The 22,745-nt window shown below is 50.8% G+C and carries 23 protein-coding genes and 1 other annotated feature; of the genes, 16 read left to right on the top strand and 7 right to left on the bottom strand.

Annotated elements, in window-relative coordinates; translation table 11 throughout:
* Positions 1–14: 14 nt before the first annotated feature.
* Together MHH48_RS29290 and MHH48_RS29285 are read right to left on the bottom strand one after the other, a co-directional pair.
* Positions 15–1,085: a serine hydrolase domain-containing protein gene (locus MHH48_RS29290; RefSeq protein WP_076324727.1), complete on the bottom strand. Its 1,071-nt coding sequence runs from the start codon at positions 1,083–1,085 to the stop codon at positions 15–17.
* 49 nt (positions 1,086–1,134) lie between these two features.
* A complete protein-coding gene (locus tag MHH48_RS29285; RefSeq protein ID WP_076324726.1) occupies positions 1,135–1,710 on the bottom strand; it encodes a TetR/AcrR family transcriptional regulator in 576 nt (191 codons plus the stop codon).
* Between the two features lie 229 nt (positions 1,711–1,939).
* On the opposite strand from MHH48_RS29285, the gene MHH48_RS29280 reads away from it, so the two are divergent.
* On the top strand, positions 1,940–3,031 hold the full coding sequence (locus MHH48_RS29280; protein WP_076324725.1) for a radical SAM protein: 1,092 nt from the start codon (positions 1,940–1,942) through the stop codon (positions 3,029–3,031).
* On the opposite strand, the gene ligD is transcribed toward MHH48_RS29280, so the two are convergent.
* From ligD to MHH48_RS29265, 3 genes are read right to left on the bottom strand one after another with little or no spacing between them, the layout of a single operon-like run.
* A complete protein-coding gene (gene ligD / locus MHH48_RS29275) occupies positions 3,014–3,931 on the bottom strand; it encodes a non-homologous end-joining DNA ligase (RefSeq protein WP_076324724.1) in 918 nt (305 codons plus the stop codon). The genes MHH48_RS29280 and ligD overlap by 18 nt on opposite strands.
* Before the next feature lie 5 nt (positions 3,932–3,936).
* Entirely contained in the window at positions 3,937–4,833 is an 897-nt protein-coding gene (locus MHH48_RS29270) for a DNA ligase (protein ID WP_237566597.1), read from the bottom strand.
* A gap of 14 nt (positions 4,834–4,847) precedes the next feature.
* Positions 4,848–5,777: a Ku protein gene (locus MHH48_RS29265; protein WP_076324722.1), complete on the bottom strand. Its 930-nt coding sequence runs from the start codon at positions 5,775–5,777 to the stop codon at positions 4,848–4,850.
* A gap of 392 nt (positions 5,778–6,169) precedes the next feature.
* Between MHH48_RS29265 and MHH48_RS29260 the strand changes: the two genes are divergently transcribed.
* On the top strand, positions 6,170–6,457 hold the full coding sequence (locus MHH48_RS29260) for a hypothetical protein (RefSeq protein ID WP_144023500.1): 288 nt from the start codon (positions 6,170–6,172) through the stop codon (positions 6,455–6,457).
* Positions 6,458–6,461: 4 nt separating this feature from the next.
* On the top strand, positions 6,462–6,644 hold the full coding sequence (locus tag MHH48_RS29255; protein ID WP_076324721.1) for an H-type small acid-soluble spore protein: 183 nt from the start codon (positions 6,462–6,464) through the stop codon (positions 6,642–6,644).
* 116 nt (positions 6,645–6,760) lie between these two features.
* On the opposite strand, the gene MHH48_RS29250 is transcribed toward MHH48_RS29255, so the two are convergent.
* Entirely contained in the window at positions 6,761–7,942 is a 1,182-nt protein-coding gene (locus MHH48_RS29250; protein ID WP_076324720.1) for an epoxide hydrolase family protein, read from the bottom strand.
* 260 nt (positions 7,943–8,202) lie between these two features.
* On the opposite strand from MHH48_RS29250, the gene tsaE reads away from it, so the two are divergent.
* From tsaE to MHH48_RS29225, 5 genes are all read left to right on the top strand, one after another.
* Positions 8,203–8,673, top strand: a complete 471-nt coding sequence (gene tsaE / locus MHH48_RS29245) for a tRNA (adenosine(37)-N6)-threonylcarbamoyltransferase complex ATPase subunit type 1 TsaE (RefSeq protein ID WP_076324719.1) — start codon at positions 8,203–8,205, stop codon at positions 8,671–8,673.
* The gene (tsaB, locus tag MHH48_RS29240; RefSeq protein WP_076324718.1) at positions 8,660–9,451 is read left to right on the top strand and encodes a tRNA (adenosine(37)-N6)-threonylcarbamoyltransferase complex dimerization subunit type 1 TsaB; all 792 of its coding nucleotides are present in this window, start codon (positions 8,660–8,662) and stop codon (positions 9,449–9,451) included. The genes tsaE and tsaB overlap by 14 nt, the downstream gene beginning before the upstream one ends.
* Before the next feature lie 19 nt (positions 9,452–9,470).
* Positions 9,471–9,995 (top strand): ribosomal protein S18-alanine N-acetyltransferase, encoded by a 525-nt coding sequence (rimI, locus tag MHH48_RS29235; protein ID WP_076324717.1) that lies wholly within the window; start codon positions 9,471–9,473, stop codon positions 9,993–9,995.
* Complete coding sequence (tsaD, locus tag MHH48_RS29230; protein ID WP_076324716.1) at positions 9,992–11,041, top strand: tRNA (adenosine(37)-N6)-threonylcarbamoyltransferase complex transferase subunit TsaD; 1,050 nt, start codon at positions 9,992–9,994, stop codon at positions 11,039–11,041. Before rimI ends, tsaD begins: the two co-directional genes overlap by 4 nt.
* 522 nt (positions 11,042–11,563) lie before the next feature.
* Positions 11,564–11,900: a binding site (T-box leader), on the top strand.
* Between the two features lie 154 nt (positions 11,901–12,054).
* Complete coding sequence (locus tag MHH48_RS29225) at positions 12,055–13,578, top strand: 2-isopropylmalate synthase (RefSeq protein ID WP_076324715.1); 1,524 nt, start codon at positions 12,055–12,057, stop codon at positions 13,576–13,578.
* A gap of 480 nt (positions 13,579–14,058) precedes the next feature.
* Here the strand turns inward: MHH48_RS29225 and MHH48_RS29220 are convergent, their stop codons facing one another.
* Positions 14,059–16,011 (bottom strand): ABC-F family ATP-binding cassette domain-containing protein, encoded by a 1,953-nt coding sequence (locus MHH48_RS29220; protein WP_076324714.1) that lies wholly within the window; start codon positions 16,009–16,011, stop codon positions 14,059–14,061.
* A 286-nt stretch (positions 16,012–16,297) separates the two neighbouring features.
* Here MHH48_RS29220 and MHH48_RS29215 point away from each other — a divergent pair, with 286 nt between their 5' ends.
* From MHH48_RS29215 to groL, 8 genes are all read left to right on the top strand, one after another.
* Complete coding sequence (locus tag MHH48_RS29215) at positions 16,298–16,948, top strand: 5-formyltetrahydrofolate cyclo-ligase (protein WP_256720729.1); 651 nt, start codon at positions 16,298–16,300, stop codon at positions 16,946–16,948.
* 3 nt (positions 16,949–16,951) lie between these two features.
* Complete coding sequence (moaC, locus tag MHH48_RS29210; protein ID WP_076324713.1) at positions 16,952–17,428, top strand: cyclic pyranopterin monophosphate synthase MoaC; 477 nt, start codon at positions 16,952–16,954, stop codon at positions 17,426–17,428.
* A 49-nt stretch (positions 17,429–17,477) separates the two neighbouring features.
* Positions 17,478–17,969 carry a MogA/MoaB family molybdenum cofactor biosynthesis protein gene (locus MHH48_RS29205; RefSeq protein ID WP_076324712.1) on the top strand — a complete coding sequence of 164 codons (492 nt, stop codon included), beginning with the start codon at positions 17,478–17,480 and terminating at the stop codon, positions 17,967–17,969.
* A 217-nt stretch (positions 17,970–18,186) separates the two neighbouring features.
* On the top strand, positions 18,187–18,423 hold the full coding sequence (locus tag MHH48_RS29200) for a twin-arginine translocase TatA/TatE family subunit (RefSeq protein WP_076324711.1): 237 nt from the start codon (positions 18,187–18,189) through the stop codon (positions 18,421–18,423).
* 72 nt (positions 18,424–18,495) lie between these two features.
* Positions 18,496–19,269 carry a twin-arginine translocase subunit TatC gene (gene tatC / locus MHH48_RS29195; RefSeq protein WP_076324710.1) on the top strand — a complete coding sequence of 258 codons (774 nt, stop codon included), beginning with the start codon at positions 18,496–18,498 and terminating at the stop codon, positions 19,267–19,269.
* A 299-nt stretch (positions 19,270–19,568) separates the two neighbouring features.
* The gene (locus tag MHH48_RS29190) at positions 19,569–20,387 is read left to right on the top strand and encodes a nucleotidyltransferase domain-containing protein (protein ID WP_076324709.1); all 819 of its coding nucleotides are present in this window, start codon (positions 19,569–19,571) and stop codon (positions 20,385–20,387) included.
* A gap of 278 nt (positions 20,388–20,665) precedes the next feature.
* On the top strand, positions 20,666–20,947 hold the full coding sequence (gene groES, locus MHH48_RS29185) for a co-chaperone GroES (protein ID WP_006212454.1): 282 nt from the start codon (positions 20,666–20,668) through the stop codon (positions 20,945–20,947).
* Between the two features lie 62 nt (positions 20,948–21,009).
* Positions 21,010–22,638 carry a chaperonin GroEL gene (groL, locus tag MHH48_RS29180; protein WP_076324708.1) on the top strand — a complete coding sequence of 543 codons (1,629 nt, stop codon included), beginning with the start codon at positions 21,010–21,012 and terminating at the stop codon, positions 22,636–22,638.
* Positions 22,639–22,745: the final 107 nt, after the last annotated feature.

Raw genomic sequence — 22,745 nt, 5'->3', positions numbered from 1 at the left:
GAACATTTTTTTGTTTAAGGGACATCTGCGTGTAAGCGAAGTGCCTTTTTTTCCCGTCCATATTGACGAATGATTCTTGCCATCGCCTGCACAGCCGCAGATTGACCGACAGCCTGGTTAACGGTTCCGGTGAAATAAAGTCCTGATTCAGGGTGATGGAAGGCAAAGGCGCCGGATTGACCCCAGTGACCGATGAGTCCTCGTCTCAAGCCAAATGGAGAAAGCGGCTGTCTTGAAATGCCGGTGCCATAGAAGAAGGGACCAGGTGCCCAGAGAAAATTCCATTCCCTTTGGAGTTCCTCCAAATCACCTATCGGAAACAACTCCCCATTAAAAAAGGCCCGCAGGAAAATCATCGTTTCCCTTGCCGTTGAGACGATGCCGCCTTCCGCTCCGATTGACGCCATGTACTGCGGAAGGTCCAAACGCTTCTTCTTATAATAGAATGGAACGGGAGTCGTATCCTCCGGGTTATGATAGAAATACGTCTGTGTCAGATTCAACTTGTCGAAGATGTATTCCTTGAATACGCTCTGAATGGAGTCACCCTTGATATTCTCGATGATCAGCCCAAGCAGCCGATAGTTGGTGTCGGAATATTGGGCTTTTTTCTGCTGTCCCGGTATGAATTTAGGCTTTCGCCGTCTCGCTGCACTCAATGTTTTGTCCAGACTCCAAGCCTGATCATGCCCGGCGATGAGCTCCGAGAAGACGTCTCCGGAAAAATAGTCCGGGATGCCTGACGTATTGGACATTAACTGTTTGACGGTGATTTCTTCGGTGTAATCCCTGTTCTCCATCATATGGAGTCCCGCGATGATCTCTTTTGAAAGGTACTCGCTGATGGGATCATCGAGTTGAAGCCGCTGCTCTGCTCGTAACTGCAAGATTACGGCTGTCACATACAATTTAGTCACGCTGGCAATGAAATAGCGGTCCTCAGTCTGCATCTCCCCGCCGCTGCTGACAAGGGAGAGTGATTGCTTCTGGTCCTCGACGCACAAAACCGTGCTAAACACATTTCTTTTATTGGCGATCTGAGCCAACCATTTATCCAGAAGCGACTGCTCCAGGGCTCTTCCCATTCTCCATATACCTCCCATGGATCCTAATTTATCGATACCTTATGCAGATTCATGTCTCTTGCTGTTTCCGCAAACGAGCGGCACGAATGAAATCCTCAGCGGCTTCGTCCATCATATGGATCATCCTGTCGTCATCCACGCTCTCGGTGAACAAATCATTGGCTAGCATGACACAGAGACCTGTCTGAAAGGTTTGCATTTTCAATAAAATCGATTGCAGCTCCTGATCAGAAAATCCCGCAAGCTCCGGGTCCAACTTCATTAACCCGATAACCTCACGAATTTGTTCCGGGGTATTCTTCATATGGGGATTGTTCTTCATGATCAAATCCCGGTAGAGTACAGGGTATTCCTTCGCGAATCGCAGACTTGCCATGCCGATATCCCGGAACGGCTGACCGGATTGCTGCTTTGCAATCAATCCTCTGGCCACCTGAAAGGCCTTTTCGACGACCTGTTGAACCAATTCTTCAGCATCGTTGAAATTGACATAGATTGGCGCGATGGAGCTGCCCAGTCGTTCGGCTACTTTTCGAATCGTAATGGACTCGATTCCATCCGTCTGAGCAATGTCAAATGCGGCTAGCACGATATCTTGTTTGGTGAACTTCGTTTTTGGTGCCATTGCTGTCTGCCACTCCTTAGATTATTTATATGTGAAACAGTCGATACATATCACATGATATATATTAATTATAAATAGCAATTGGACCGGGTTCAACCTTTTCGTATAAGGGGTTGCTGGAGGTTTATTTGTAAATCCAGTAAAATCCACTTATAATAAGAACATATGTTTGTTAAGATATGAAATAGTTCAACATACAGCAGTAAAGGATCAGAGGGGAGGAAGCGGAGTGGCTCGTACGTTATATGAACGGATAACTACCAAACAGACTTTAAACAGAGTGAAGGAAGAGAGGATGCCCTTCGATTGGTCCATCAATCCGTACCGCGGATGCGGGCATGGCTGCAGCTTTTGTTATGCCCGTGCGTTCCAATCCTTTATCGGCATGGGGGCGGAGGATGAGTTTCAGCATCATATCTTTATGAAGTCGAATGCAGCCGAAGCGCTGGAGAAGCAGTTATCGAGTGCAGCGAGGAAGTTTGATCATGATATTGAAGCGATGCGCAGATTTATTGGACAGGTTACGATCGGTACGGCAACCGATCCGTACCAGCCAATCGAGAGCAAGGAGGGCATTACGCGGGAGTGTTTGAAGCTGCTTGCTAAATACCGCATCTCCACAAGCATTACAACGCGCTCTCCGCTCGTGCTCAGAGATATGGACATATTGACCCGAATGGAGAATGTGTCCGTTAACATAAGTCTCAACACGCTGAATGGGGACATCATCCGGAAGCTGGAGCCGGCATCGCCTCATCCGGAGGGCAGGCTCGATACGATTCACCGATTATCGGCCGCAGGCATAAGAACGGGCTTGTTTGTGGCGCCTGTGCTGCCCTTTTTGACGGATAATGAGTCGGAACTGAAGGATCTCCTGTCGCAGGCGAAGGTAAGGGGCGTTTCCTTTGCCATGATCTCGTTACTGAGACTCTCGCGCGACGTGAAGAAATGGTATATCGAAACACTTAAACACCAGTTTCCCAAAGTGGTTCAGCCTTACCGCGAGTTATATGGACAGGGCGCATATGCCGAAGAGCATTACGTACATTCCTTCAAATCGATGGCAGCCAGGCTGCTGAATGAATATGAGCTGAATGGACTGACCTCGGAGGCATCGGCTGCTGCCGTGAGCAAGGCTGGGGTGATCGAAAGCGTGACTTCTCAACAGAACGGGACGCAGGTGGAAGGCGCTCGCGATCACCTTCTTTCAGTGGGGGACTTGGTTGCTCCTGCACAGCCAAGGAAGCTGCCACAACCGGCAGCGCCGGTCTCCGGGGAGGAGCTAATGCCGGATATTGAACAGCTATCCTTTCCTTTTTGAGGCTCCCTTACCTTGGGGCTTCAGATGTCGGATGACGTTCTCGATCGGTTGCGGAGGCAAGGTCTGAAGCAGGTCGCCCTTCTCTCTTAGCCGTTCTTCAATGTTCAGCAGATGAAAATCCGTGGGAGAAACATCCTGACGGACCTCATCCCAAGTGAGCGGCGTGGAGACGGTCCCCAGCCGTCGGGCCCGTGGGGTATACGGAGCGGCGAGCGTCCTTCCGCTGTAGTGTTGAAGATAATCGAAATAGATTTTATCGCCGCGATTCTTCTTAAGTCGTTCGATGGTGAACAGCTTGGGGAACTTCTCGGTTACATACTGCCCCACGAATTGGCCGACAGTGCGAAGTTCATCGAACGTAATGCCTTCCGGAATCGGCACGATGATCTGCACCCCGGTTGCTCCTGAGGTTTTCGGGACGGAGGACAGGCCCAAGGAGCTCAGGACGTCCCCTACAATCGCAGTCGCCTCCATGATCCGCGGCTCCTCCGGCAGCGTTGGATCCAGATCAATCATCCATTCGCAGGGCAGATTGCTGCCTGCAAGGTGTAGTGAAGGGTGAAACTCAAGCGCTGCCAGGTTCCCCAGCCAGAGCAGCTCCGGCAGTCCGTTGAGCAGCACGTAGTTAATATTTTCGTGCACATAGGTCTGCACAAAAGGCGGCAGCGGCTCCGGCGCATTTTTCTGATAGAAGGATTCGCCCTCGGCCCCGTGCGGATACCGGATGGTCGTGAGCAGTCTGCCCCGGCAGTACCGGAGCAGGAACGGGGAGATGGCTGCAAGCTTTTGCAGATACATCGCTTTAGTAATGCCGACTTCCGGCCATAGTGGTTTGTCGGGATTCGTAATTTGAATCTCCTGTCCCTCGATCATTAGGGTCCCTTTGACGGTACGAGCCATATGGTTTACACCCCCTCAATCGATACGAGTTTGGGATGGCGCATCATGCCATCCTGACTCCATTCAAGAAATGTGACCTGAACGGAAAGCGGCTGGCTAAGCCAGGCCAGCTGTTCTTTCTTCAGGTCGGTATGGAGCGTACTCCATATCGCATCAGCACGATGGCTTTCGGCATATTGCAGCAGCCGCTTCTTCGTCTGCTCATTAAGCCCCAGGGAAGCCCGGCCAATGTAGTTACCGTCGTCATCGGCAATGACGAGGCTGGCGACACGGCCTTCCCTGATAATCATGGCGACGGCGGAGGCTGTCATGTTCACGGCGATCTTTTTCTTGTACCAATCCCGATGTTTCTTGCCTTCACGATAAGGAGAGGAGAGGCGCTTCATCACAATGCCCTCCCATCCCCGTTCTTCGGCCCAACTCCATAAATGCTCGCCTTCAAGAAACAGATCCGCGGTCAGCAGGCCCGGTGTGTCGGAAACGATCTCCTTCAGGCGGTGGTGACGTTCAAGATAGGGCAGCTTACGCAAGTCTTGGTCGCCGTCCACCAGAATGTCGAAGAGAACATAAGTAAACAGAGGAGCGTTCGTGCTGATCGCACGCGAACGCTCCCGCTGAAGAACCTTCTGAAACACGGGACGACCCAGCTCCGGATGAAAATAGACAACCTCGCCATCCAAAAGAAGACGCCGATCCTGCAGGCCGGATAATGCCTGAACGACTTCGGGATACAGAGACGTTTTATCGAGCAGCTTGCGGGAATATAACGATACGCGGTTCTGGTCAAGTCCGGCCAGAATGCGCACGCCGTCCCATTTCAGCTGATAACCCCAATCCTCGCCTGTCGTGATTTGATCCGTCGAGATCGGTGCCATCGGCTCTTTGGGCAGCAGATTCTGCATTTGTCCCATACGGATCAGGATGTGGAGTCGGATTTCTTGGATTTGGTTGTTCGGCGCTTCGGCTTCGGTGCGTCAAGCTCGCCTTCCCCGCCGCTGACCTTGGCAGCCGGTTCTTTGGCAGCTGTCTTCCGGGTTGGTTTACGCGGCTTCGGTTTGGTGCCTGGATCCGTTCCGATTGGCTTTACGGCTTCGATGCTTGCCTGGAGGGCAGCCATCAGATCGACAACGTTGGTCTCCTGACGAGCAGGGGCAATCTTGATCTCTTCACCGGACACTTTGCTGTTGATCAGATCCAGCAGACGTTCGCGATAATCATCCGTATATTTCTCAGGGTCAAAGGGAGTTGACAGCTGGTCAATCAGCAGTTTGGCCATATCAAGTTCCTTGGAGTTGACCTCGGTTCTTTCAGGCAAATTCGGGACCTGGGAGATCGGCCGGATCTCATCCGGGTAGAAAATCGTCTCGATCGACAAGCATTCATCGAGCACCCGGATTGCGGCCAGACTGCTCTTCGAGCGAATAGCGATTTTGGCGATGCCGATTTTGCCTGACTGCTTCATCGCTTCCAGCAGGAGCCGGTATGCGTTTGCACCTGCTTGATCCGGCGAGAGATAGTACGTCTTTTGAAAATAAATCGGGTCAATTTCGGTCAGATCCACAAAGTCCAGAATGGTAATGTTTTTGCTGTTCTGTTCCACGAGCTGCTCCAGCTCCTCTTTTTCGAACAGCACGAATTTCCCCTTCTCATATTCGTACCCCTTCGTAATTTCCTCCCAGGCCACTTCCTCTTCACATACCGGACATTTGCGGATGTAAGAGAGCGGGCTGCCGCACTCTTTGTGAATGTAGCGCATCGAAATATCCTTATCTTCCGTAGCCGAGAACATCTTGACGGGCACGTGCACCAGACCAAAGCTGATCGCGCCCTTCCATACCGTATGCATTCTATGAAACCTCCTATCAAATTTTAATATGTTTGGGTATGACCGTGTAGTAAACGCAATAAACGACTGCTATAAATTTTTGTACTACCTCTATCAGTGCGTGTTCAAAAAGGTCGGTTTTCAGCACCAAGAAGGTTGGATGAAGCTAGGGACTGAGGAGCGGAGCGTACGTTTTGGGTACGTGAGCACCGGAAGGCCCGGCTGAATTCAAGATTCGATGCCGAGCTGCTTCCTGATTTGCTTCGTGATCAAAAGCGGACTTTTTGTACTACCTCTATTAGTGTGCCCAAAAAAAGACTCTAGTATGAGTTATAGCTCAGGATTGCATAATTAGAACCCGTTTGTGGCATATTGACGATGAACTCTGCCTGTATAAGGAGGTAATTTTCATCATGATGGAGCCTAGAGAAACCGAAACGTCGGAAGAGATACAGAAGGACAGAGCCTCGGATCATTCCGCTGCAGAACCGGTGAACGATGAAACGGTGGATTGGAACAGCCTGACCTCGGAGGAGAGCGAGATCTCTCGGGAATCTACAATGTTCGATATTGACCGGATGATCAACGAAGGCCTTGGCGGAGGCAATGTCACCCTGGATAACGGGCTGATCGGCCCTTCCACAACCGATACGATGGACGTCGTGGACGAATCGCCAAGAAATATGGAGAAGGAGGACTAAACGTATGGAGATACAGAGAGCCGTGGAGATTTTCAACTCCAAGGATACTTACAAGGTCAACCTGGGAGGGGAGTCCGTGTGGATCGAGCATGTGGATCAGCAGAACGGGATGGCCACCGTTCAGGTTGGTTCCCGTCCGACCAATACACTGACTGTGAACGTAGACCGGCTGAAAGAAGGCGAATAGCTTATTGTAGGGGCTCTTTAGCTCCGTCTAATCGGTTAATAAACACGAAAAACACACCTTGTACGGGTCCCATATCGTTGGAAACCGGATAAGGTGTGTTTGTGTTGACTACGTCGTTAACGAATCCCTCTGAAAAATAATCGGATATCATCAGCCAACAAATCAGGAGCTTCCAATGCGGCGAAATGGCCGCCTCGGTCGAATTCTGACCAATGCAGTATGTTGTACTGGCGCTGAGCCATGCTCCGAATGGAAAGGTCCTTGGGGAAGACCGCCACGCCCATGGGCACCGAGGAATAGGGTGCTGGCGCTCCCCAATTACTGGAGCTTTCTTTATAGATTCTTGCAGATGAGCCTGCTGTAGCTGTGAGCCAATAGATTGAGACATTTGTAAGAAGCAGATCGAGATCAACCGCATCCTCAGGGAGATCTGCCGTTGGATCTGTCCATGCCTTAAACTTCTCCACAATCCATGCAAGCTGACCAACCGGGGAATCTGTTAAGCCATAGGATAGTGTCTGCGGTCTGGTTGCTTGAAGGACGGCATATCCGGACCCGTCAAATCCGCCACCGGCTAATTCACCATAGCGCAGCTGCTCTGCAGCCGTAAGGTTCTCGGTTTCAGCAGGATCTCCGGTTGGGAACACCGACAAACCATTACAGTGAACGCCAATGATACGCTCTGCAGCGATCCGGCCAAGTTCAGCCGAAACCAAACACCCGGTATCTCCACCTTGAGCTCCATAGCGTTCATAGCCCAAGCGACGCATTAATTCATCCCACGCTCTAGCTACACGCTCGATGTTCCATCCCCGTTCCGTTGTATGCCCGGAGAAGCCGAAACCTGGAAGGGAGGGGATCACGAGATGAAATGCATCGGACGGATTTCCACCGTACTTGCCTGGGTTGGTGAGCGGTTCAATCATATGTTTAAACTCTACAATCGATCCTGGCCAGCCATGGGTAACGATTAGAGGCAGTGCATCAGGCTCAGGGGAGCGAACATGCAGGAAGTGGATATTTTGGCCATCGATGGTGGTCGTGAATTGAGGGAATTCATTCAGCATGGCTTCATATTTACGCCAGTCATATGAATTCTTCCAATAAGTTGATAGCTTCTTTAGGTAAGACAGCGGCGTGCCATAATCCCAGTGGTTATCCTCCAGATCATCAGGCCAGCGAGTACGGGCCAAACGTTCCTTAAGATCAATCAGGTCCGAATCCGGAATTTCAATGTGAAAGGGAGTTATAGTTGTTTCGGAAAAAGGGGCTGTGTTCGGTATGTTTGTTATATTCATTGTCATCCTCCTCAAGGTTTTTATCATGGTTTATCTTTGTTCTGGTTTAACTATAAGGCTTGATCTTTGACTACATCGTGTCAGTGTTTGATACCTGGGTTGACGTTTCTTTTCTCATCCCAAACTTAAAAGCAAAACCCATGTTCTTGCAGCGGCTTGGGAGGACCGATATAATGAAGATCAAGTATTTTAAGATATGGGCAAACTAAGCAAAGGGTGGGTTATCAGTGAACAATGGCCGTACGGAGGGCCAGTTTCGAATGATTTCAAGCAGTCTGGAGGAGACGGAGCAGCTTGCTGCCTGGCTGGCCGCGAGGGCGGAGCCAGGGACTGTCATCGGCCTGGACGGAGATCTTGGAGCAGGAAAAACGGCATTCTCCAAACAATTTGCACGGCACCTTGGTGTGAACGGGGTTGTGAATAGCCCGACATTTACGATTATTAAAGAATATGAGGGGCGTCTGCCGCTCTACCATATGGATGTGTACCGTTTGTCGATCGATGAAGCGGATGAGCTCGGGCTGGATGAGTACTTTTTTGGAGAAGGGGTTTGTCTCGTGGAGTGGAGCAGCCTGATCACCGAACTTTTGCCGGAGCGTTATCTGCATATCCAGCTTGAAACGACAGGCGAAACTAACCGGATCATCACACTTTCAAGCCAGGGCGAGCCCTATGGCGAGTGGTGCCGGGATTTGAATGAAAAATGGGGTAGCTGGAATGAACAACAATGACACGAAGCCGCAGCAGCGGTTTTTGGCGCTGGATACGTCTACGGCATCGCTGACGGTATCCGTGATGGAGCAGGACAAGCTGCTGTCGGAAGTGAACACGAATGCGGACCGTAACCACTCGGTGCATCTACACCCGGTGATGGCACAGACGCTTGCGGAAGCAGGCCTCGGCATGGACCAGATGGACGGCATTGCCGTAGGAGTAGGTCCGGGTTCTTATACGGGGATCCGGATTGCGGTAACGGCTGCCAAAACATTGGCATGGGCTAATCACATCCCGGTTGTCGGGGTATCCAGCCTGCATGCCTTGGCATGGGGGGGCTTGAACTCCGGATGGCATCAAGCCGAGCCGAAGAAGGGAGTCCACTGGGTCATTCCGCTGCTGGATGCAAGACGGGGACAAGTGTACACGGCATTATTCGCTGTCGATTCAGAGAGCCAAGAGGATGCGCCGATACGTATGGAGGCAGACGGTATTCGCCTGATGCAATCCTGGGTGGAGGCCATACAGGAACGGATCAGCAAGCTGCCTGAAGAGGAGCGCCCGGTTTGCCTTTGGTTTACTGGGGAAGTGGAGCTTCATGCCGAAACCGCTCGCGGGCTTGAGCCTGGGTTTGGAGACGGGCTGCATATTCATCCGTATTCGCTTGAAGGCCGCTGGATGGGGTACTTGGGAGCAGCGAGGTTGCTCGCTGGGGAAGCGGATGATGTGCATACACTGGTGCCCAATTATACACAGCTTTCCGAAGCGGAAGCGAACCTGCTGCGTAAGCGGTGAAGGGAGCGTAGGATTCGTCATGGATCAGCAGAAGAAGCCGGTAAATGGTGAAGACGGTTTGTCCTTTCGGTTGATGACCCTGGAGGATATTCCGGAGGTCCTCGTGGTGGAGCGTGAAGCGTTCACCGTGCCTTGGACCGAGGAAGCTTTTCACAATGAGCTGAAACTGAATCATTTTGCACGTTATATGATTATGGAGTACGAAGGCAAGACGGTTGGATATGCGGGCATGTGGACGATCGTTGACGAAGCACACGTTACGAATATTGCGCTGCTGGAGCAGTACCGCGGACGCAAGTGGGGCGATCGACTGCTTACGGAACTGATGAAGACCGCTGCCTATATGGGAATGGAGAAAATGACGCTGGAAGTTCGGGTATCCAATCACGTTGCCCAGCACTTATATACCAAAAAAGGGTTTAAACCAGCCGGTGTCCGGAAGGGGTATTATTCCGATAACCAGGAAGACGCACTCATCATGTGGGCAGATCTGCCCCCTTATCTGGAGGACGATGGCGAGGAAGGAAGTCAAAGGCTATCATGAATGAAGAAAGAGTGGACCGGCAGCACAGCTGCATATTGGCGATAGAAACGAGCTGCGATGAAACCTCGGTTGCCGTAGTAAAGGATGGCTACGAGGTTTTGTCCAGCGTCATTGCCAGCCAGATTGAAACGCATAAAGCTTTTGGCGGGGTGGTCCCCGAGGTGGCTTCCCGCAAGCATGTGGAGAGCATCACGCTAATTATTGAACAAGCCGTAGCTGAGGCCGGCATTGAAATGAAGGATTTGTCGGCGATCGCCGTAACGCAGGGGCCTGGTCTGGTCGGAGCGCTACTCGTTGGCGTTATGGCTGCTAAAAGCCTGGCGTTTGCGCTTGACAAGCCGCTAATCGGTACGCATCATATTGCGGGTCATATTTATGCCAACCGCTTTGTGGGCGATATCGCTTACCCTTGTATGGCACTGGTTGTTTCCGGCGGTCACACCGAGCTGGTTTACATGAAAGACGAAGGCAGCTTTGAGTTGATCGGCAGGACGCGCGATGATGCAGTTGGCGAAGCGTACGACAAAGTGGCCAGAGCGCTTGGCTTCCCGTATCCCGGGGGCCCGCATGTCGACCGTATGGCATTGGAGGCCGAAGAGGTTGTGGAGCTTCCCCGTGTATGGCTGGAGCCGGATTCCTACGACTTCAGCTTCAGCGGTCTGAAATCGGCTGTATTAAATGTCGTCAATCAGAGCAAAATGCGTGGAGAAGAAGTCCGGACGGAAGCGATAGCCCGGGGTTTCCAGGAATCGGTGGTTGAAGTGCTCGTGGAAAAGGCGGTTCGCGCGGTCAGAGCATATGATGCCAAGCAGTTGCTGTTGTGCGGTGGTGTTGCCGCTAATCGCGGGCTCCGTAAAACATTGGCTGAACGTTGCGAGCAGGAAGGGATTATGCTTACGATCCCGCCATTCCAGTATTGTACCGATAACGGAGCGATGATTGCCGCCGCGGCGCATCTGAAATGGAAGCAGGGGAACTTTACACCGCTCGATATGAAGGCCGACCCCCAAATGTCGCTGGAACTTTGGGCGCAGTCACTAAGCTAAAGCGTCTTGACACGCCTCTATATAGGATGTATAATCTTGATCAAATTTCAGAATGTTGAAACGCGAAGAACAGGACCAGTAAGGTGAACCTTGGATGAAGAGAGCTGCGGGACGGTGCAACGCAGACGAGAGGAACCTGAACTCACCTGGGAGCGGAGCGGGGGAACCTTGCGCAATGAAATGCCGAACAGGCATGGATTGGATTGCGGAGTTTGACCTTGCTACGGGATGGCCTCCGTGAGAACGGCTGCGCACAAATCATTTGTGATTTGGCGATGGAGGGGGCTTTAAGGTCCGGGAGACAGCAGTATGAACCCGGGAGCTTAGAGTCAACAAGAGTGGTACCGCGATAGGATAGCCTGTCGTCTCTTGAATAAGAGATGGCAGGCTTTTTTGCATACTTATTAGGCAGCTAATGCTTTGATCAAGCAGAAGTAGGCATATGACAACGAAACAGTACAAAGAGGCAAGATACTCGGTGAAGTGCCGGATATCATGAGATTCTGCATAACAGCATATCGTATAAACGCGATGAACGGGAGCAGTAAAAGAGGGCTGTCTACAGAGAGCTGCGGTTTTGGTGTAACGCAGCGGCAGCAAGCTTTGAATCTCGCCCGGGAGCGGAAGAGGGGAACAGCACACATCGGCTGATGGAGCAAGACAGACCAATGACGATGAATGCGGCCGTACTCTCTTACGGAGTTTCCTCCGTCATCAGGATGTCCATTCTCTTCATGTCCGGCCGGTATGAGGAGTTTATGGACAGTGAGTGGGCGTGTACATGTCGCGGCAGACAGCTGCGAACGAGGCGCGTCAATTAGAGTGGTACCACGGAGGGTGTTAGCCCGTCGTCTCTTATATGAAGAGATGGCGGGCTTTTTTGCTGCCGGCAGCAGCAGGGTGGGATGCGGACGCAAGTCGACGTGCGGACGTAAAGCGAACATATCGAGCAGATGGGACAACAAGCCCGTAGGAAATCGGGTCATACCATAACCAAGGAGGAGTATACAAAAATGAGTGAATCCATGAGAACCATCCAAATATTCGATACCACATTGCGGGACGGGGAACAGGCACCGGGGGCAAGCCTGCAGCCTGAGCAGAAAATTGTGCTGGCCGGAAAGCTGGCGGAGCTGGGCGTTGATGTGATGGAGCCTGGGTTCCCGGTGTCCAGCCCCGGGGAGTTTGCAGCTGTGCAGGCCATCTCGAGACAGCTGCAACAGGTGGAGATATGCGGATTCGCGCGTGCTGTGAGAGGGGATATTGATGCTGCCGTCAAGGCCACCCAAGACGCGGCCAGAAGGCGGATTCATCTGTTTATTTCGTCTTCCGACATCCATCTTCGCCACCAGCTGCGCATGAGCCGTCAGGATGTGGTGGCTAGGGCACGTGAGATGACAGCATATGCGAAGCAGTTCAGCGACGTGGTGGAATTTACGGCGATGGATGCCTCGCGTACCGGTATTGACGACTTGATTGAGATGGTGGAGGCTGTCATTGAAGAGGGTGCAACGATGATCAATCTGCCCGATACGGTTGGATATGCGCTTCCGAATGAATACGGCGAGATGTTTCGACGTGTGCGGGAAGGCGCCCGTGGCGGAAAGACGGTCGCTTATAGCGCCCACTGCCACAATGATCTCGGCTTGGCTGTGGCCAACAGCCTGGCCGCGATTGAGAATGGCGCAAGCCAAATCGAGGTTACCGTGAATGGGGTGGGCGAGCGTACAGGCAATTGCGCACTGGAGGAGCTGGTCATGGCTCTATCTACTCGGGGTGACATGCTGCGGGCAGAGACGGGCATTACGGCCGAGAAGCTGTATGAAGTATCTCGTCTCGTTAGCGGCGCGATGCATTTTCCGATTGCCTTCAATAAGCCTGTGGTCGGCCGGAACGCCTTCCAGCATGAGTCCGGCATCCACCAGGACGGTCTGCTGAAGGATCGAAGCACCTACGAGATTATGGACCCGGAAAAGCTGGGCATCCCGCGGAGCATGATCGTGCTGGGCAAGCATTCCGGTCGTCATGCGCTGAAAGATCGTCTTGCCCGATACGGTGTCCAGCTCGATGGAGCCGAGATGGAGTCCTTGTACGATACCTTCAAGGAGACGGCTGACCGCCAGAAGGTGGTCAGCGATGATCAGCTGCTGCAGATGGTGAGCAGCACTTTGGGAAAACCGGCCCAAGTATATGAGCTTACCGAGGCGCAGGTCATTTCGGGAACGGGCAGCAGCCGGGTTGCGGCTGTCACGCTGCGACATCTGAGCGAGCAAATGGAAGCCACCTACTCTAGCGTTGCAGACGGTCCGGTGCAAGCCGTTATTTCGGCAATCAGCCAAGGAATTAGCAGCGACATCCGCTTTGGCGATCTGGAACTTCATTCCTTAAGCAGCGGCGAAGATGCGCATGCCGAAGCGGCGGTAACGGTTGAGAAGGCCGGCAAGATCTTCCGCGGCACGGCCGTGCATCAGGATATCGTTATGTCCGCAGGCCTGGCATACGTTGCTGCATGCAACTCGGCGTTGATGTCGGTCTAGAGGCGAGGAAGCTGAACAGGGAACCTTAGCGTCTCCACTTCGATAATTGTTGGCACAAGCGACCTTCCGAACTGCACTGAGGAAGGTCGCTTTTTTCAAAATCTAGCTTAATATAACTGGCTAATAACAAGTGGTAAGTCTATATAGAAGGCTATTATATAAGACATGTAATTCTGTCAAGTTGTGAACAACGTTATCCACATATTCGCCGAAAAATGTGCATAAGCGAGAAAAATGTCGATAAATCGGTCTTTTGCAAGACGCTGAAAAGAGGGGACAGGATTTTCAATTTCTTCGGTGGAAACTGTGGATAATGTGAATAACTTAGTGGATAAAGTTGGATATAGGACCGAAGATGCGCGAATAACAACAAAAAAATGGCCATTTCGGCCATTTCCATGGTAAACTTATGCACCATTATTGGGGATAAGTTTGTGTATAAATGCAAAACTCCATTTGAAACACTTTTGTGAATTTTTTTTAAGTTTCCAGCAATGACTCCCATTCGGCAAAAATATGCTCAAGCTGACTCTTTTTCTCCTCTAACGACTGCTGGCGTTCTTGGAGTGCCATATAATCCTGATAGATCTCCGGCAGCGTCATCTCGGTCTCTAGCTGGGAGATGTCCGATTCCAAAGCGTGAATTTGCTCTTCCAGACTTATGAGCTTGCGCTGACGGTTTCGTTCCTCCCGCTTTGCTTGCTTCTCGGCTTCAAAGGAAACGGCTCCCTGTTTCTCGACGGTAGCTTCGGCTTTCCCTTCCACCTTCAGCGTGTGACGAGCAAACGGCTCGGAAGGTTCGTCATTCATATCGAGAATTTCCTGCTTTTTCTCCGTATAGTCGTCATAATTACCCAGGAAATGTTGAATGCCGTCCGGATGAAGCTCGATGATGCGTTCGGCCATTTTGTTGAGGAAGTAACGGTCATGGGATATGAACAATAAAGTGCCTTCGTAATCCATTAGTGCGGATTCCAGAACCTCTTTTGCAAATAAGTCGAGATGGTTCGTCGGCTCGTCCAAGATGAGCATGTTGGCTTCCAGGAGCATCAGCTTGGCAAGCGAGACGCGTGCTTTTTCCCCACCGCTTAAGGAACTGATCTTCTTGAGCACATCTTCGCCGCTGAAGAGGAAGTTGCCCAGAACGGTGCGGATGCGGGCTTCCTCCATATGCGGATAGGTGCCCCATAGCTCTTCCAGAACGGTATTGCTCGGATTCAGCTCGGATTGCTCTTGATCGTAGTAGCCGATTTTCACTTTTGTTCCCCATTGCAGCGATCCCGCCGTTGGCTTCAATGTACCGATCAGGCATTTAAGGAGCGTCGATTTGCCAACCCCGTTGGGACCGATCAAAGCTACGGTTTCTCCGCGGCTGAGATCAAAGGAAACCTGCCTAAACAATGGTTTGTCCTGCTCGAACGCAAGCGCCAGATCCCGCACATGAAGCACATCCTTGCCTGACATATACTCGGCTTCAAAACAAAAATGTGCTTTCTTCATATCCCCCAGCGGTTTGTCCATCCGTTCCATTTTATCCAGCGCTTTGCGACGGCTCTGCGCCCGCTTGGTCGTAGAGGCCCGGACCAGATTTCGCTGAATGAAGGTCTCCATGCGAGAGATCTCATCCTGCTGCTTCTCGTATTGCTTCAGCTGGGATTCGTATTCCGCTGCCTTCAGCTCAATATACCGGCTGTAGTTGCCCGTATATTTTTTGGAGTGACGGCGTTCGATTTCAACGATGGTCGTCACGAGACGATCCAGGAAATAGCGGTCGTGGGAAACGACAAGCAATGAACCGGAATAGCCTCGTAGATAATCCTCCAGCCAGGTGAGCGTTGCGATATCCAGATGGTTCGTCGGTTCATCCAGCATGAGCAGGTCGGGTGCCTGCAGCAATATTTTTGCAAGGGCCAGCCTTGTCTTCTGCCCGCCGCTTAATGTGGCAATGGAGGTGTCCGGCGAAAAGCTGCCAAATCCCATGCCGTGAAGGACGCTGCGGATACGTGTTTCGATCTCATAACCGCCCTGATCCTTGAACCAGTCCGAACGGATCGCATAACGATCCAGAAGCTCCTGGTATTTCTTCGGATCCTCGCTTGACTTCGGGTCGGCAATTTGTTCCTCCATCTGACGCAGCTCGCGCTCCATCTCCAGAAGGGGAGTGAAGACATCCAGCATTTCGTTCCATATCGACGAATCCGACTGAAGCCCGCTGTTCTGGGCAAGATAACCGACGGTGGTTTCCTTAGCCTTGAAGATTTGCCCCCCATCATAAGACATCTCGCCTGCCAAAATTTTGAGCAGGGTCGATTTCCCGGCTCCATTGACTCCGACAAGGCCGATTCTTTCGCGTTCAAGCACCTGTAGACTGATCCCGTCCAGCACGGGCGTAACTCCGTATAATTTCGTAATGCCATTGGCTTGCAGCAGCATGTTATGTGAAACCTCCATCATTCTATATGTTTGTTCGATTAATTCTTCATTATAAGAAAAACGTCTACCGACGTACACTCACAGAAGACAGACCGTTTTTAGAAGCTATTTTTCTTGCGATATCAGGATGGTCATGCTTTGAAGTCTATACGATTTGATATCTTAAAGTAAGTGTACATGAAAATGACCGAACAATCGACCATGATTGGCGACTTCCTGCATTCTTGGCTAAAGGAAGGAACAGTGGTAAACTAAACTTAATTATAAGCGTGAGAGGAAAGATCACGTGTTGAACCCTGAGGAAGAATTGAAGCGGGTATCCGCAAAAGATGCCCTGCGCAAATTGATGCTATCACGCAGGGATGAATTATCTGAGGAGGAGCGGGCGAAGCGATCACAGCAAGCCTGCGAGTTTGCTTCGGAGGTCATGAAGCGGCTCCGACTTCAGAGCATGATGATTTATGTCCCCTTTCGCTCCGAACTGGATTCCCGGCCGCTGGTTGAATGGGCATGGAAGCAGGGGATTCAGGTTATCGTTCCCCGGAGTTTGCCCCAAGACCGTTCGCTGGAATTGTATAAGCTTCAGGGATGGAATGAGCTGATTCCCGGAGCTTATGGTATTCTGGAGCCTGATCCGCAGCGATCACAGAAATGGATGGATCATAGGCCTGATATCATCTGGGTGCCTGGGCTTGCGTTTGACAGGAAGGGCGGAAGACTTGGATACGGAGGCGGTTATTATGACCGGCTGTCGGACAGGCTTAGTCAAGGAGCACAAGACACCTCTCGTCAGATCGGTGAGCCTTTGTGGGTGGGAATCGGCTACGAGGTTCAGGTCTTGGAGCATGTTCCCATGGAAGAGCATGATAAGGTATTGGACGGTTTGGTTACGGAACGGGGACATACTGTGAAGGCCAGACCTGCAGCGGAGGGATAAGAGATGGAATTGAGTCATTTTAATGGCCAAGGCAGAGCACGAATGGTGGATGTCAGCGATAAGGATGTAACGGCCCGGACAGCGGTAGCAAAGACTACGGTTCGTATGCACCCAGATACGCTGATTCGCATCCATGAGGGGAAGATCGGCAAGGGAGATGTGCTTGCTGTAGCACAGGTTGCGGCTATTATGGCGGCCAAGAACACGTCAAACTGGATTCCGATGTGTCATCCGCTGCCGTTGACCGGCGTGAATGTGGAGTTCAGCGATAATGCTAGAGATGAGTTATATATAGAAACGACCGTGAAGACCACAGGCAAAACCGGCGTTGAAATGGAAGCTTTGACAGCAGCTTCAGCGGCTGCGCTGACGGTCTATGACATGTGCAAAGCCTTGCAAAAAGACATGGTCATCGGCCCGACCTACCTGGTAAGCAAAACCGGTGGGAAGAGCGGGGATTACATACAAGAAACAACATAGCATTGCATAGAGACAGGAGATTCGAACGAGTGGAAGGGAGAGAGGGCAGATGGTGTGGAAAACGGCGATCCTAACGGCGAGCGATAAAGGTTCGCGGGGGGAACGCGAGGATACGAGCGCTCAAGTGATCCGGGAATTGGTGGAGGAAGAGCTGAGCGGAGAAATTATTGAATACCGGATCGTACCGGACGAGCCGGATGAAATTATCGCGGCATTGATCGAACTGACGGATTATTATCAAGTGGATCTCGTGCTCACGACAGGCGGAACGGAGCTGGCGGTCCGCGATGTTACCCCGGAGGCAACCAAGCGGGTCATCGAACGGGAAGTGCCCGGCATCGTAGAAGCGATGCGTGCTACCGTCATGCAGAAGAATCGGAGCGCGATGCTGTTCCGGGGCGTATGCGGCGTCCGCGGCCGTACCTTGATTGTCAATCTTCCGGGCTCGCCCAAAGGCGTGCACGAGAATCTGGCGGCGGTCATGGATCAGCTTCCGGAGGCACTGCTAATGGTAACGGGCCAGTATCGGGAGCAGCTCTAAAGGCCACCCTATTAGATAATTATGTAAATAATCTGTCACGATTCTAGACTGTATATGTGATTTACATTATGGTATGATGACGGTATATGAGCTTGTTTCAACTGCTGTAGTCGGATTATGGTCTTTAGTTAACACCTGTTGTAGTGCAAGGCGTGACGGATTTAGATCATCCTGAGGTCCTTTAAAGGCATTAAGCAGGACAAGGAGGAGAATAGATATGAGTACAATTGGAGTGCCGGGTATTATTTTGCTCGTCATTTTGGCGCTACTCTTGTTCGGACCGAACAAGCTTCCTGAACTGGGACGTGCGGTCGGAAGAACATTCCGTGAGTTTAAGGATGGTGCGCGCGAGATTATTGCTGACGATGCACCGGCGAAGAAGAAAGAAGAGGCTCCCCAGCAAGCCGTTGCCGCTGAGCCAACCAAGGTTGAGGATAAGCGTCTTCCGGAATAATGCAAGGTTTGAAGTCCCTTCCTTCGGGAGGGATTTTGTTTTGTCAGGGTCACATATAGGGTGGTGGTTAACATGTCGGAGCAAGTGAAAGATATGGCGCTTGTAGAGCATTTGGGCGAGCTTCGCAAACGAATTATAGTCGTGCTCGTGGTATTCGTAGCGGGGCTGATCGGGGGGCTTTTTGTTGCGGAGCCGATCTATCATTATTTGACGGCAGCGGAAGAAGCCAAGAACTTTGAACTGCATGCGTTCTCCTTCTGGGATGGTATCGGGATTTACATGAAAATCGCTGCCATTTTCTCGCTTGTCATTTCCGTTCCGCTGATCTTCTATCAGCTGTGGGCGTTTGTCAAGCCGGGACTTCGCAAAGAAGAGCAGAAAGCGGCCATTCGTTACGTACCGTATGCGTTTCTTCTGTTCATCGTGGGGATAACGTTCGGATATTACGTCGTGTTTCCGATGACGTTGTCGTTTACTACAACGATTACCCAGAGCATGGGGCTCGAGGAAACCTACGGAATTACCAATTACTTAAATTTCATGTTTAATCTTGTATTGCCGCTGGCCTTGCTGTTTGAGCTGCCGCTTGTGGTGATGTTCTTAACGAGAATTCGCATTCTGAATCCGCTGCGGCTTAAGAAAATGCGCAAAGTGTCTTATTTCGCGCTTGCGTTCATTGCGGCTTTCATTACGCCGCCCGACTTCATATCGGATATCCTGGTTACGATTCCGCTGCTGCTGCTGTACGAATTCAGCTTATTTCTGTCTTCCGTAGTCTACCGCAAGCAATTAGAGGCGGACATGGAACAGGACAAGCGGTACTTACAGGTAGATGAAGAGGATTGATAGTGATGACAATTGTTTTGCAACATACGAGCGCATGAGAAAAAGAACAACCCGCATAACCTCACTCCACGGGAGCATGGTTTGCGGGTTGTTTTTTTGTTCAAGAATCGAATGGTTAAAAATCAATTTCATAAGTGCATTAGCTCCCGGTCGCATGGGAATCATTTCATAACGTCCTAACTTTCATCTTGAGCATATCTCGCCAGCGCCTTACTTTCGCCCTGTTGAAATATGAACGCTTGGAAGACAATAAGGATATTGGACATCACACGGCCAATACAGAAGGAGAGATTCCGGATATGAATATAACGGAAGAAATGAAATTGATGATACAGCAAGAACTTGAGCGGATTGAGCGGGAGGAAGGGATTCTTATCCTGTATGCATGCGAATCAGGCAGCAGGGCCTGGGGCTTCCCGTCGACAGACAGCGATTATGACGTAAGGTTTATCTATATCAGACCCGTGGAGTGGTATTTGTCCATCTTCGACAAGCGAGATGTGATTGAGCGGCCGATCAGCGACAGGCTGGATATGAGCGGTTGGGATTTGAAAAAAGCACTGGGGCTTTTTCGCAAGTCGAATCCACCCCTGCTCGAGTGGTTGGAGTCCCCCATCAAGTATAAGGAGACGCTTGGCATCGCCCAGCAAATCCGCAGCATATCTCCGCTTGCCTTCTCAACTAAATCTTGCATGCACCACTACCTGAACATGGCCAAAGGCAATTACCGGATGTATTTGCAAGGGGGAGACGTAAAGATCAAAAAGTATTTCTATGTACTGCGTCCGATCCTGGCATGCGACTGGATTCAGACCTACAACGAGATGCCTCCCATGGAATTCGAGCTGCTTACGGATCGCCTATTAGATCAGGGAAGTGCACTGAAACAGGAGATCAATCAGTTGCTTCTTCGCAAACGTTCGGGCGAAGAGATGGATGATAAACCGAAACTTCCCATCATTAACGCATTCATCGAAGAGAAATTGAACGAATATGATCAGCTAGTCAAGGATAAGAAGCACCAAGACACGAATCTGGATCAAAGGCTGGATGCTTTGTTTCGGAACGCGCTGGTTGAAGGATGGGGAACCGGCGGACCGCGGTCATTCACAGTTTGACGAAAGGGGAGCGTCATTTGGTATTCAGCCGTACAGTGTTCCTTAAGACTCAGGCATATTTTGGCTGGTCATGGATACAATGGAGTAGGGGGTTTAGGGACAACCCTGAGCAGAGTCCGATTTGCAAAAAAAATGATCAAAAAATCATGCAAAGGACTTGAAATTTTAAGACAACTTGAGTATCATAAAATTGGTTGTTAGCACTGAGGGTTGTCGAGTGCTAATACATAAAGCTTTGAAAAAAGCATCACAACATATTTAAAGGAGGCTATTTTTTCATGATCAGACCTTTAGGTGAACGCGTATTGGTAGAACCGATCGAACAAGAAGAAACTACGGCATTCGGGATTGTACTTCCTGACTCTGCTAAAGAAAAGCCGCAAGAAGGTAAAGTTATTGCTGTAGGCAGTGGCTCCCTGAAAGACGGCGCACGTGTACCTTTGGAAGTTAAAGAAGGCGACCGCGTCATTTTCTCCAAATACGCTGGAACAGAAATCAAATACGAAGGTAAAGAATATTTGATTATGAAAGAAAGCGACATCCACGCGATCTTAGGCTAATGAACGCCTGAATATATCTTTGTTTCACGATTTCATAATCCACTAGGGAGGTATGTAATACCATGGCAAAAGACATTAAGTTCAGTGAAGACGCCCGTCGCGCAATGCTTCGCGGTGTAGACGCTTTGGCAAATGCAGTTAAAGTAACACTCGGACCGAAAGGCCGTAACGTGGTTCTTGAGAAGAAATTCGGAAGTCCGCTCATCACGAATGACGGTGTAACCATCGCTAAAGAAATCGAGCTGGAAGATGCATTCGAGAACATGGGTGCTCAGCTTGTTAAAGAAGTAGCTACCAAAACCAACGATGTTGCCGGTGACGGTACAACAACGGCAACGGTTCTGGCTCAAGCTATGATCCGTGAAGGTCTGAAGAACGTAACAGCTGGCGCAAACCCAATGATCATCCGTAAGGGTATCGACAAAGCGGTTAGAGCAGCTGTGGCTGAACTTCAAAACATCGCGAAAGAAGTTAAAAACCACCAGGAAATCGCTCAAGTCGCTTCCGTATCTGCAGCTGACGAAGAAGTAGGTCAACTAATTGCAGAAGCTATGGATAAAGTGGGCAAAGACGGCGTCATCACCGTTGAAGAATCCCGCGGCTTCTTGACGGAGCTGGAAGTTGTAGAAGGTATGCAATTCGACCGCGGCTACATCTCTCCATACATGATTACTGATACGGATAAAATGGAAGCTGTTCTTGAGAATCCATACATCCTGATCACCGATAAAAAAGTAACCAACACGCAAGAGATCCTGCCGATCCTTGAAAAAATCGTGCAGCAAGGCAAACCGCTCGTTCTGATCGCGGAAGACATCGAAGGCGAAGCGCAAGCGATGCTGATCGTGAACAAACTGCGCGGTACGTTTAACGCTGTTGCTGTTAAAGCTCCTGGCTTCGGTGACCGTCGTAAAGCCATGCTGCAAGACATCGCTGCATTGACTGGCGGCCAAGTGATTACGGAAGAGCTCGGTCTCGACCTGAAAACAGCTTCCATCGATCAATTGGGTACCGCTCGTCAAGTGCGCGTAACCAAAGAGAACACCATCATCGTGGATGGCGCCGGCAACAAAGAAGACATCGATGCTCGCGTGAAGCAAATCCGCAACCAATTGGAAGAAACCACTTCCGATTTCGACAAAGAAAAATTGCAAGAGCGTCTGGCTAAATTGGCTGGTGGCGTAGCTGTGGTCAAAGTCGGTGCGGCTACTGAAACAGAACTGAAAGAACGCAAACTGCGCATCGAAGATGCCCTCAACGCAACCCGCGCTGCGGTTGAAGAAGGTATGGTATCCGGTGGTGGTACAGCGCTCGTTAACGTATACAACGCTGTTGCTGCTGTTCAAGTAGAAGGCGACGAGAAAACAGGCGTGAACATCGTTCTGCGCGCTCTGGAAGAGCCAATCCGCACGATTGCAGCAAACGCTGGCAAAGAAGGTTCCGTTATCGTTGAGCGTCTGAAAAAAGAAGAGATCGGTATCGGCTACAACGCCGCTACAGATACTTGGGTGAACATGTTCGAAGCAGGTATCGTTGACCCTGCGAAAGTAACGCGTTCCGCTCTTCAAAACGCAGCTTCCGTTGCGGCTATGTTCCTGACAACTGAAGCGGTTATCGCTGATAAGCCAGAACCAGAAAAACCAGCTATGCCTGACATGGGCGGCATGGGTGGAATGGGTGGCATGATGTAACAAAAGGCCCTTAAAGCCTGTCATATCAATGAAAAAGAGACCTCTAGGGGTCTCTTTTCTTGTATAAGGTCACAAATGTATGACAGCGACAATTACAGAGAAGTGAT

This window comes from Paenibacillus sp. FSL F4-0100, assembly GCF_037993005.1.
In the GTDB taxonomy this organism is placed as follows: Bacteria; Bacillota; Bacilli; order Paenibacillales; family Paenibacillaceae; genus Paenibacillus_AQ.
Note: the sequence above shows the minus strand (reverse complement) of the source record. Positions and strands in the feature narration are given on the sequence as shown.

Excerpts from the sequence above, each read along its gene's own strand:
- MHH48_RS29290 (WP_076324727.1), bottom strand. The coding sequence starts at position 1,085 with ATGGGAAGAGCCCTGGAGCAGTCGCTTCTGGATAAATGGTTGGCTCAG.
- MHH48_RS29285 (WP_076324726.1), bottom strand. The coding sequence starts at position 1,710 with ATGGCACCAAAAACGAAGTTCACCAAACAAGATATCGTGCTAGCCGCA.
- ligD (WP_076324724.1), bottom strand. The coding sequence starts at position 3,931 with ATGGCTCGTACCGTCAAAGGGACCCTAATGATCGAGGGACAGGAGATT.
- MHH48_RS29270 (WP_237566597.1), bottom strand. The coding sequence starts at position 4,833 with ATGCAGAATCTGCTGCCCAAAGAGCCGATGGCACCGATCTCGACGGAT.
- MHH48_RS29265 (WP_076324722.1), bottom strand. The coding sequence starts at position 5,777 with ATGCATACGGTATGGAAGGGCGCGATCAGCTTTGGTCTGGTGCACGTG.
- MHH48_RS29260 (WP_144023500.1), top strand. The coding sequence starts at position 6,170 with ATGATGGAGCCTAGAGAAACCGAAACGTCGGAAGAGATACAGAAGGAC.
- MHH48_RS29255 (WP_076324721.1), top strand. The coding sequence starts at position 6,462 with ATGGAGATACAGAGAGCCGTGGAGATTTTCAACTCCAAGGATACTTAC.
- MHH48_RS29250 (WP_076324720.1), bottom strand. The coding sequence starts at position 7,942 with ATGAATATAACAAACATACCGAACACAGCCCCTTTTTCCGAAACAACT.
- tsaE (WP_076324719.1), top strand. The coding sequence starts at position 8,203 with ATGATTTCAAGCAGTCTGGAGGAGACGGAGCAGCTTGCTGCCTGGCTG.
- tsaB (WP_076324718.1), top strand. The coding sequence starts at position 8,660 with ATGAACAACAATGACACGAAGCCGCAGCAGCGGTTTTTGGCGCTGGAT.
- rimI (WP_076324717.1), top strand. The coding sequence starts at position 9,471 with ATGGATCAGCAGAAGAAGCCGGTAAATGGTGAAGACGGTTTGTCCTTT.
- tsaD (WP_076324716.1), top strand. The coding sequence starts at position 9,992 with ATGAATGAAGAAAGAGTGGACCGGCAGCACAGCTGCATATTGGCGATA.
- MHH48_RS29225 (WP_076324715.1), top strand. The coding sequence starts at position 12,055 with ATGAGTGAATCCATGAGAACCATCCAAATATTCGATACCACATTGCGG.
- MHH48_RS29220 (WP_076324714.1), bottom strand. The coding sequence starts at position 16,011 with ATGCTGCTGCAAGCCAATGGCATTACGAAATTATACGGAGTTACGCCC.
- moaC (WP_076324713.1), top strand. The coding sequence starts at position 16,952 with ATGGAATTGAGTCATTTTAATGGCCAAGGCAGAGCACGAATGGTGGAT.
- MHH48_RS29205 (WP_076324712.1), top strand. The coding sequence starts at position 17,478 with ATGGTGTGGAAAACGGCGATCCTAACGGCGAGCGATAAAGGTTCGCGG.
- MHH48_RS29200 (WP_076324711.1), top strand. The coding sequence starts at position 18,187 with ATGAGTACAATTGGAGTGCCGGGTATTATTTTGCTCGTCATTTTGGCG.
- tatC (WP_076324710.1), top strand. The coding sequence starts at position 18,496 with ATGTCGGAGCAAGTGAAAGATATGGCGCTTGTAGAGCATTTGGGCGAG.
- MHH48_RS29190 (WP_076324709.1), top strand. The coding sequence starts at position 19,569 with ATGAATATAACGGAAGAAATGAAATTGATGATACAGCAAGAACTTGAG.
- groES (WP_006212454.1), top strand. The coding sequence starts at position 20,666 with ATGATCAGACCTTTAGGTGAACGCGTATTGGTAGAACCGATCGAACAA.
- groL (WP_076324708.1), top strand. The coding sequence starts at position 21,010 with ATGGCAAAAGACATTAAGTTCAGTGAAGACGCCCGTCGCGCAATGCTT.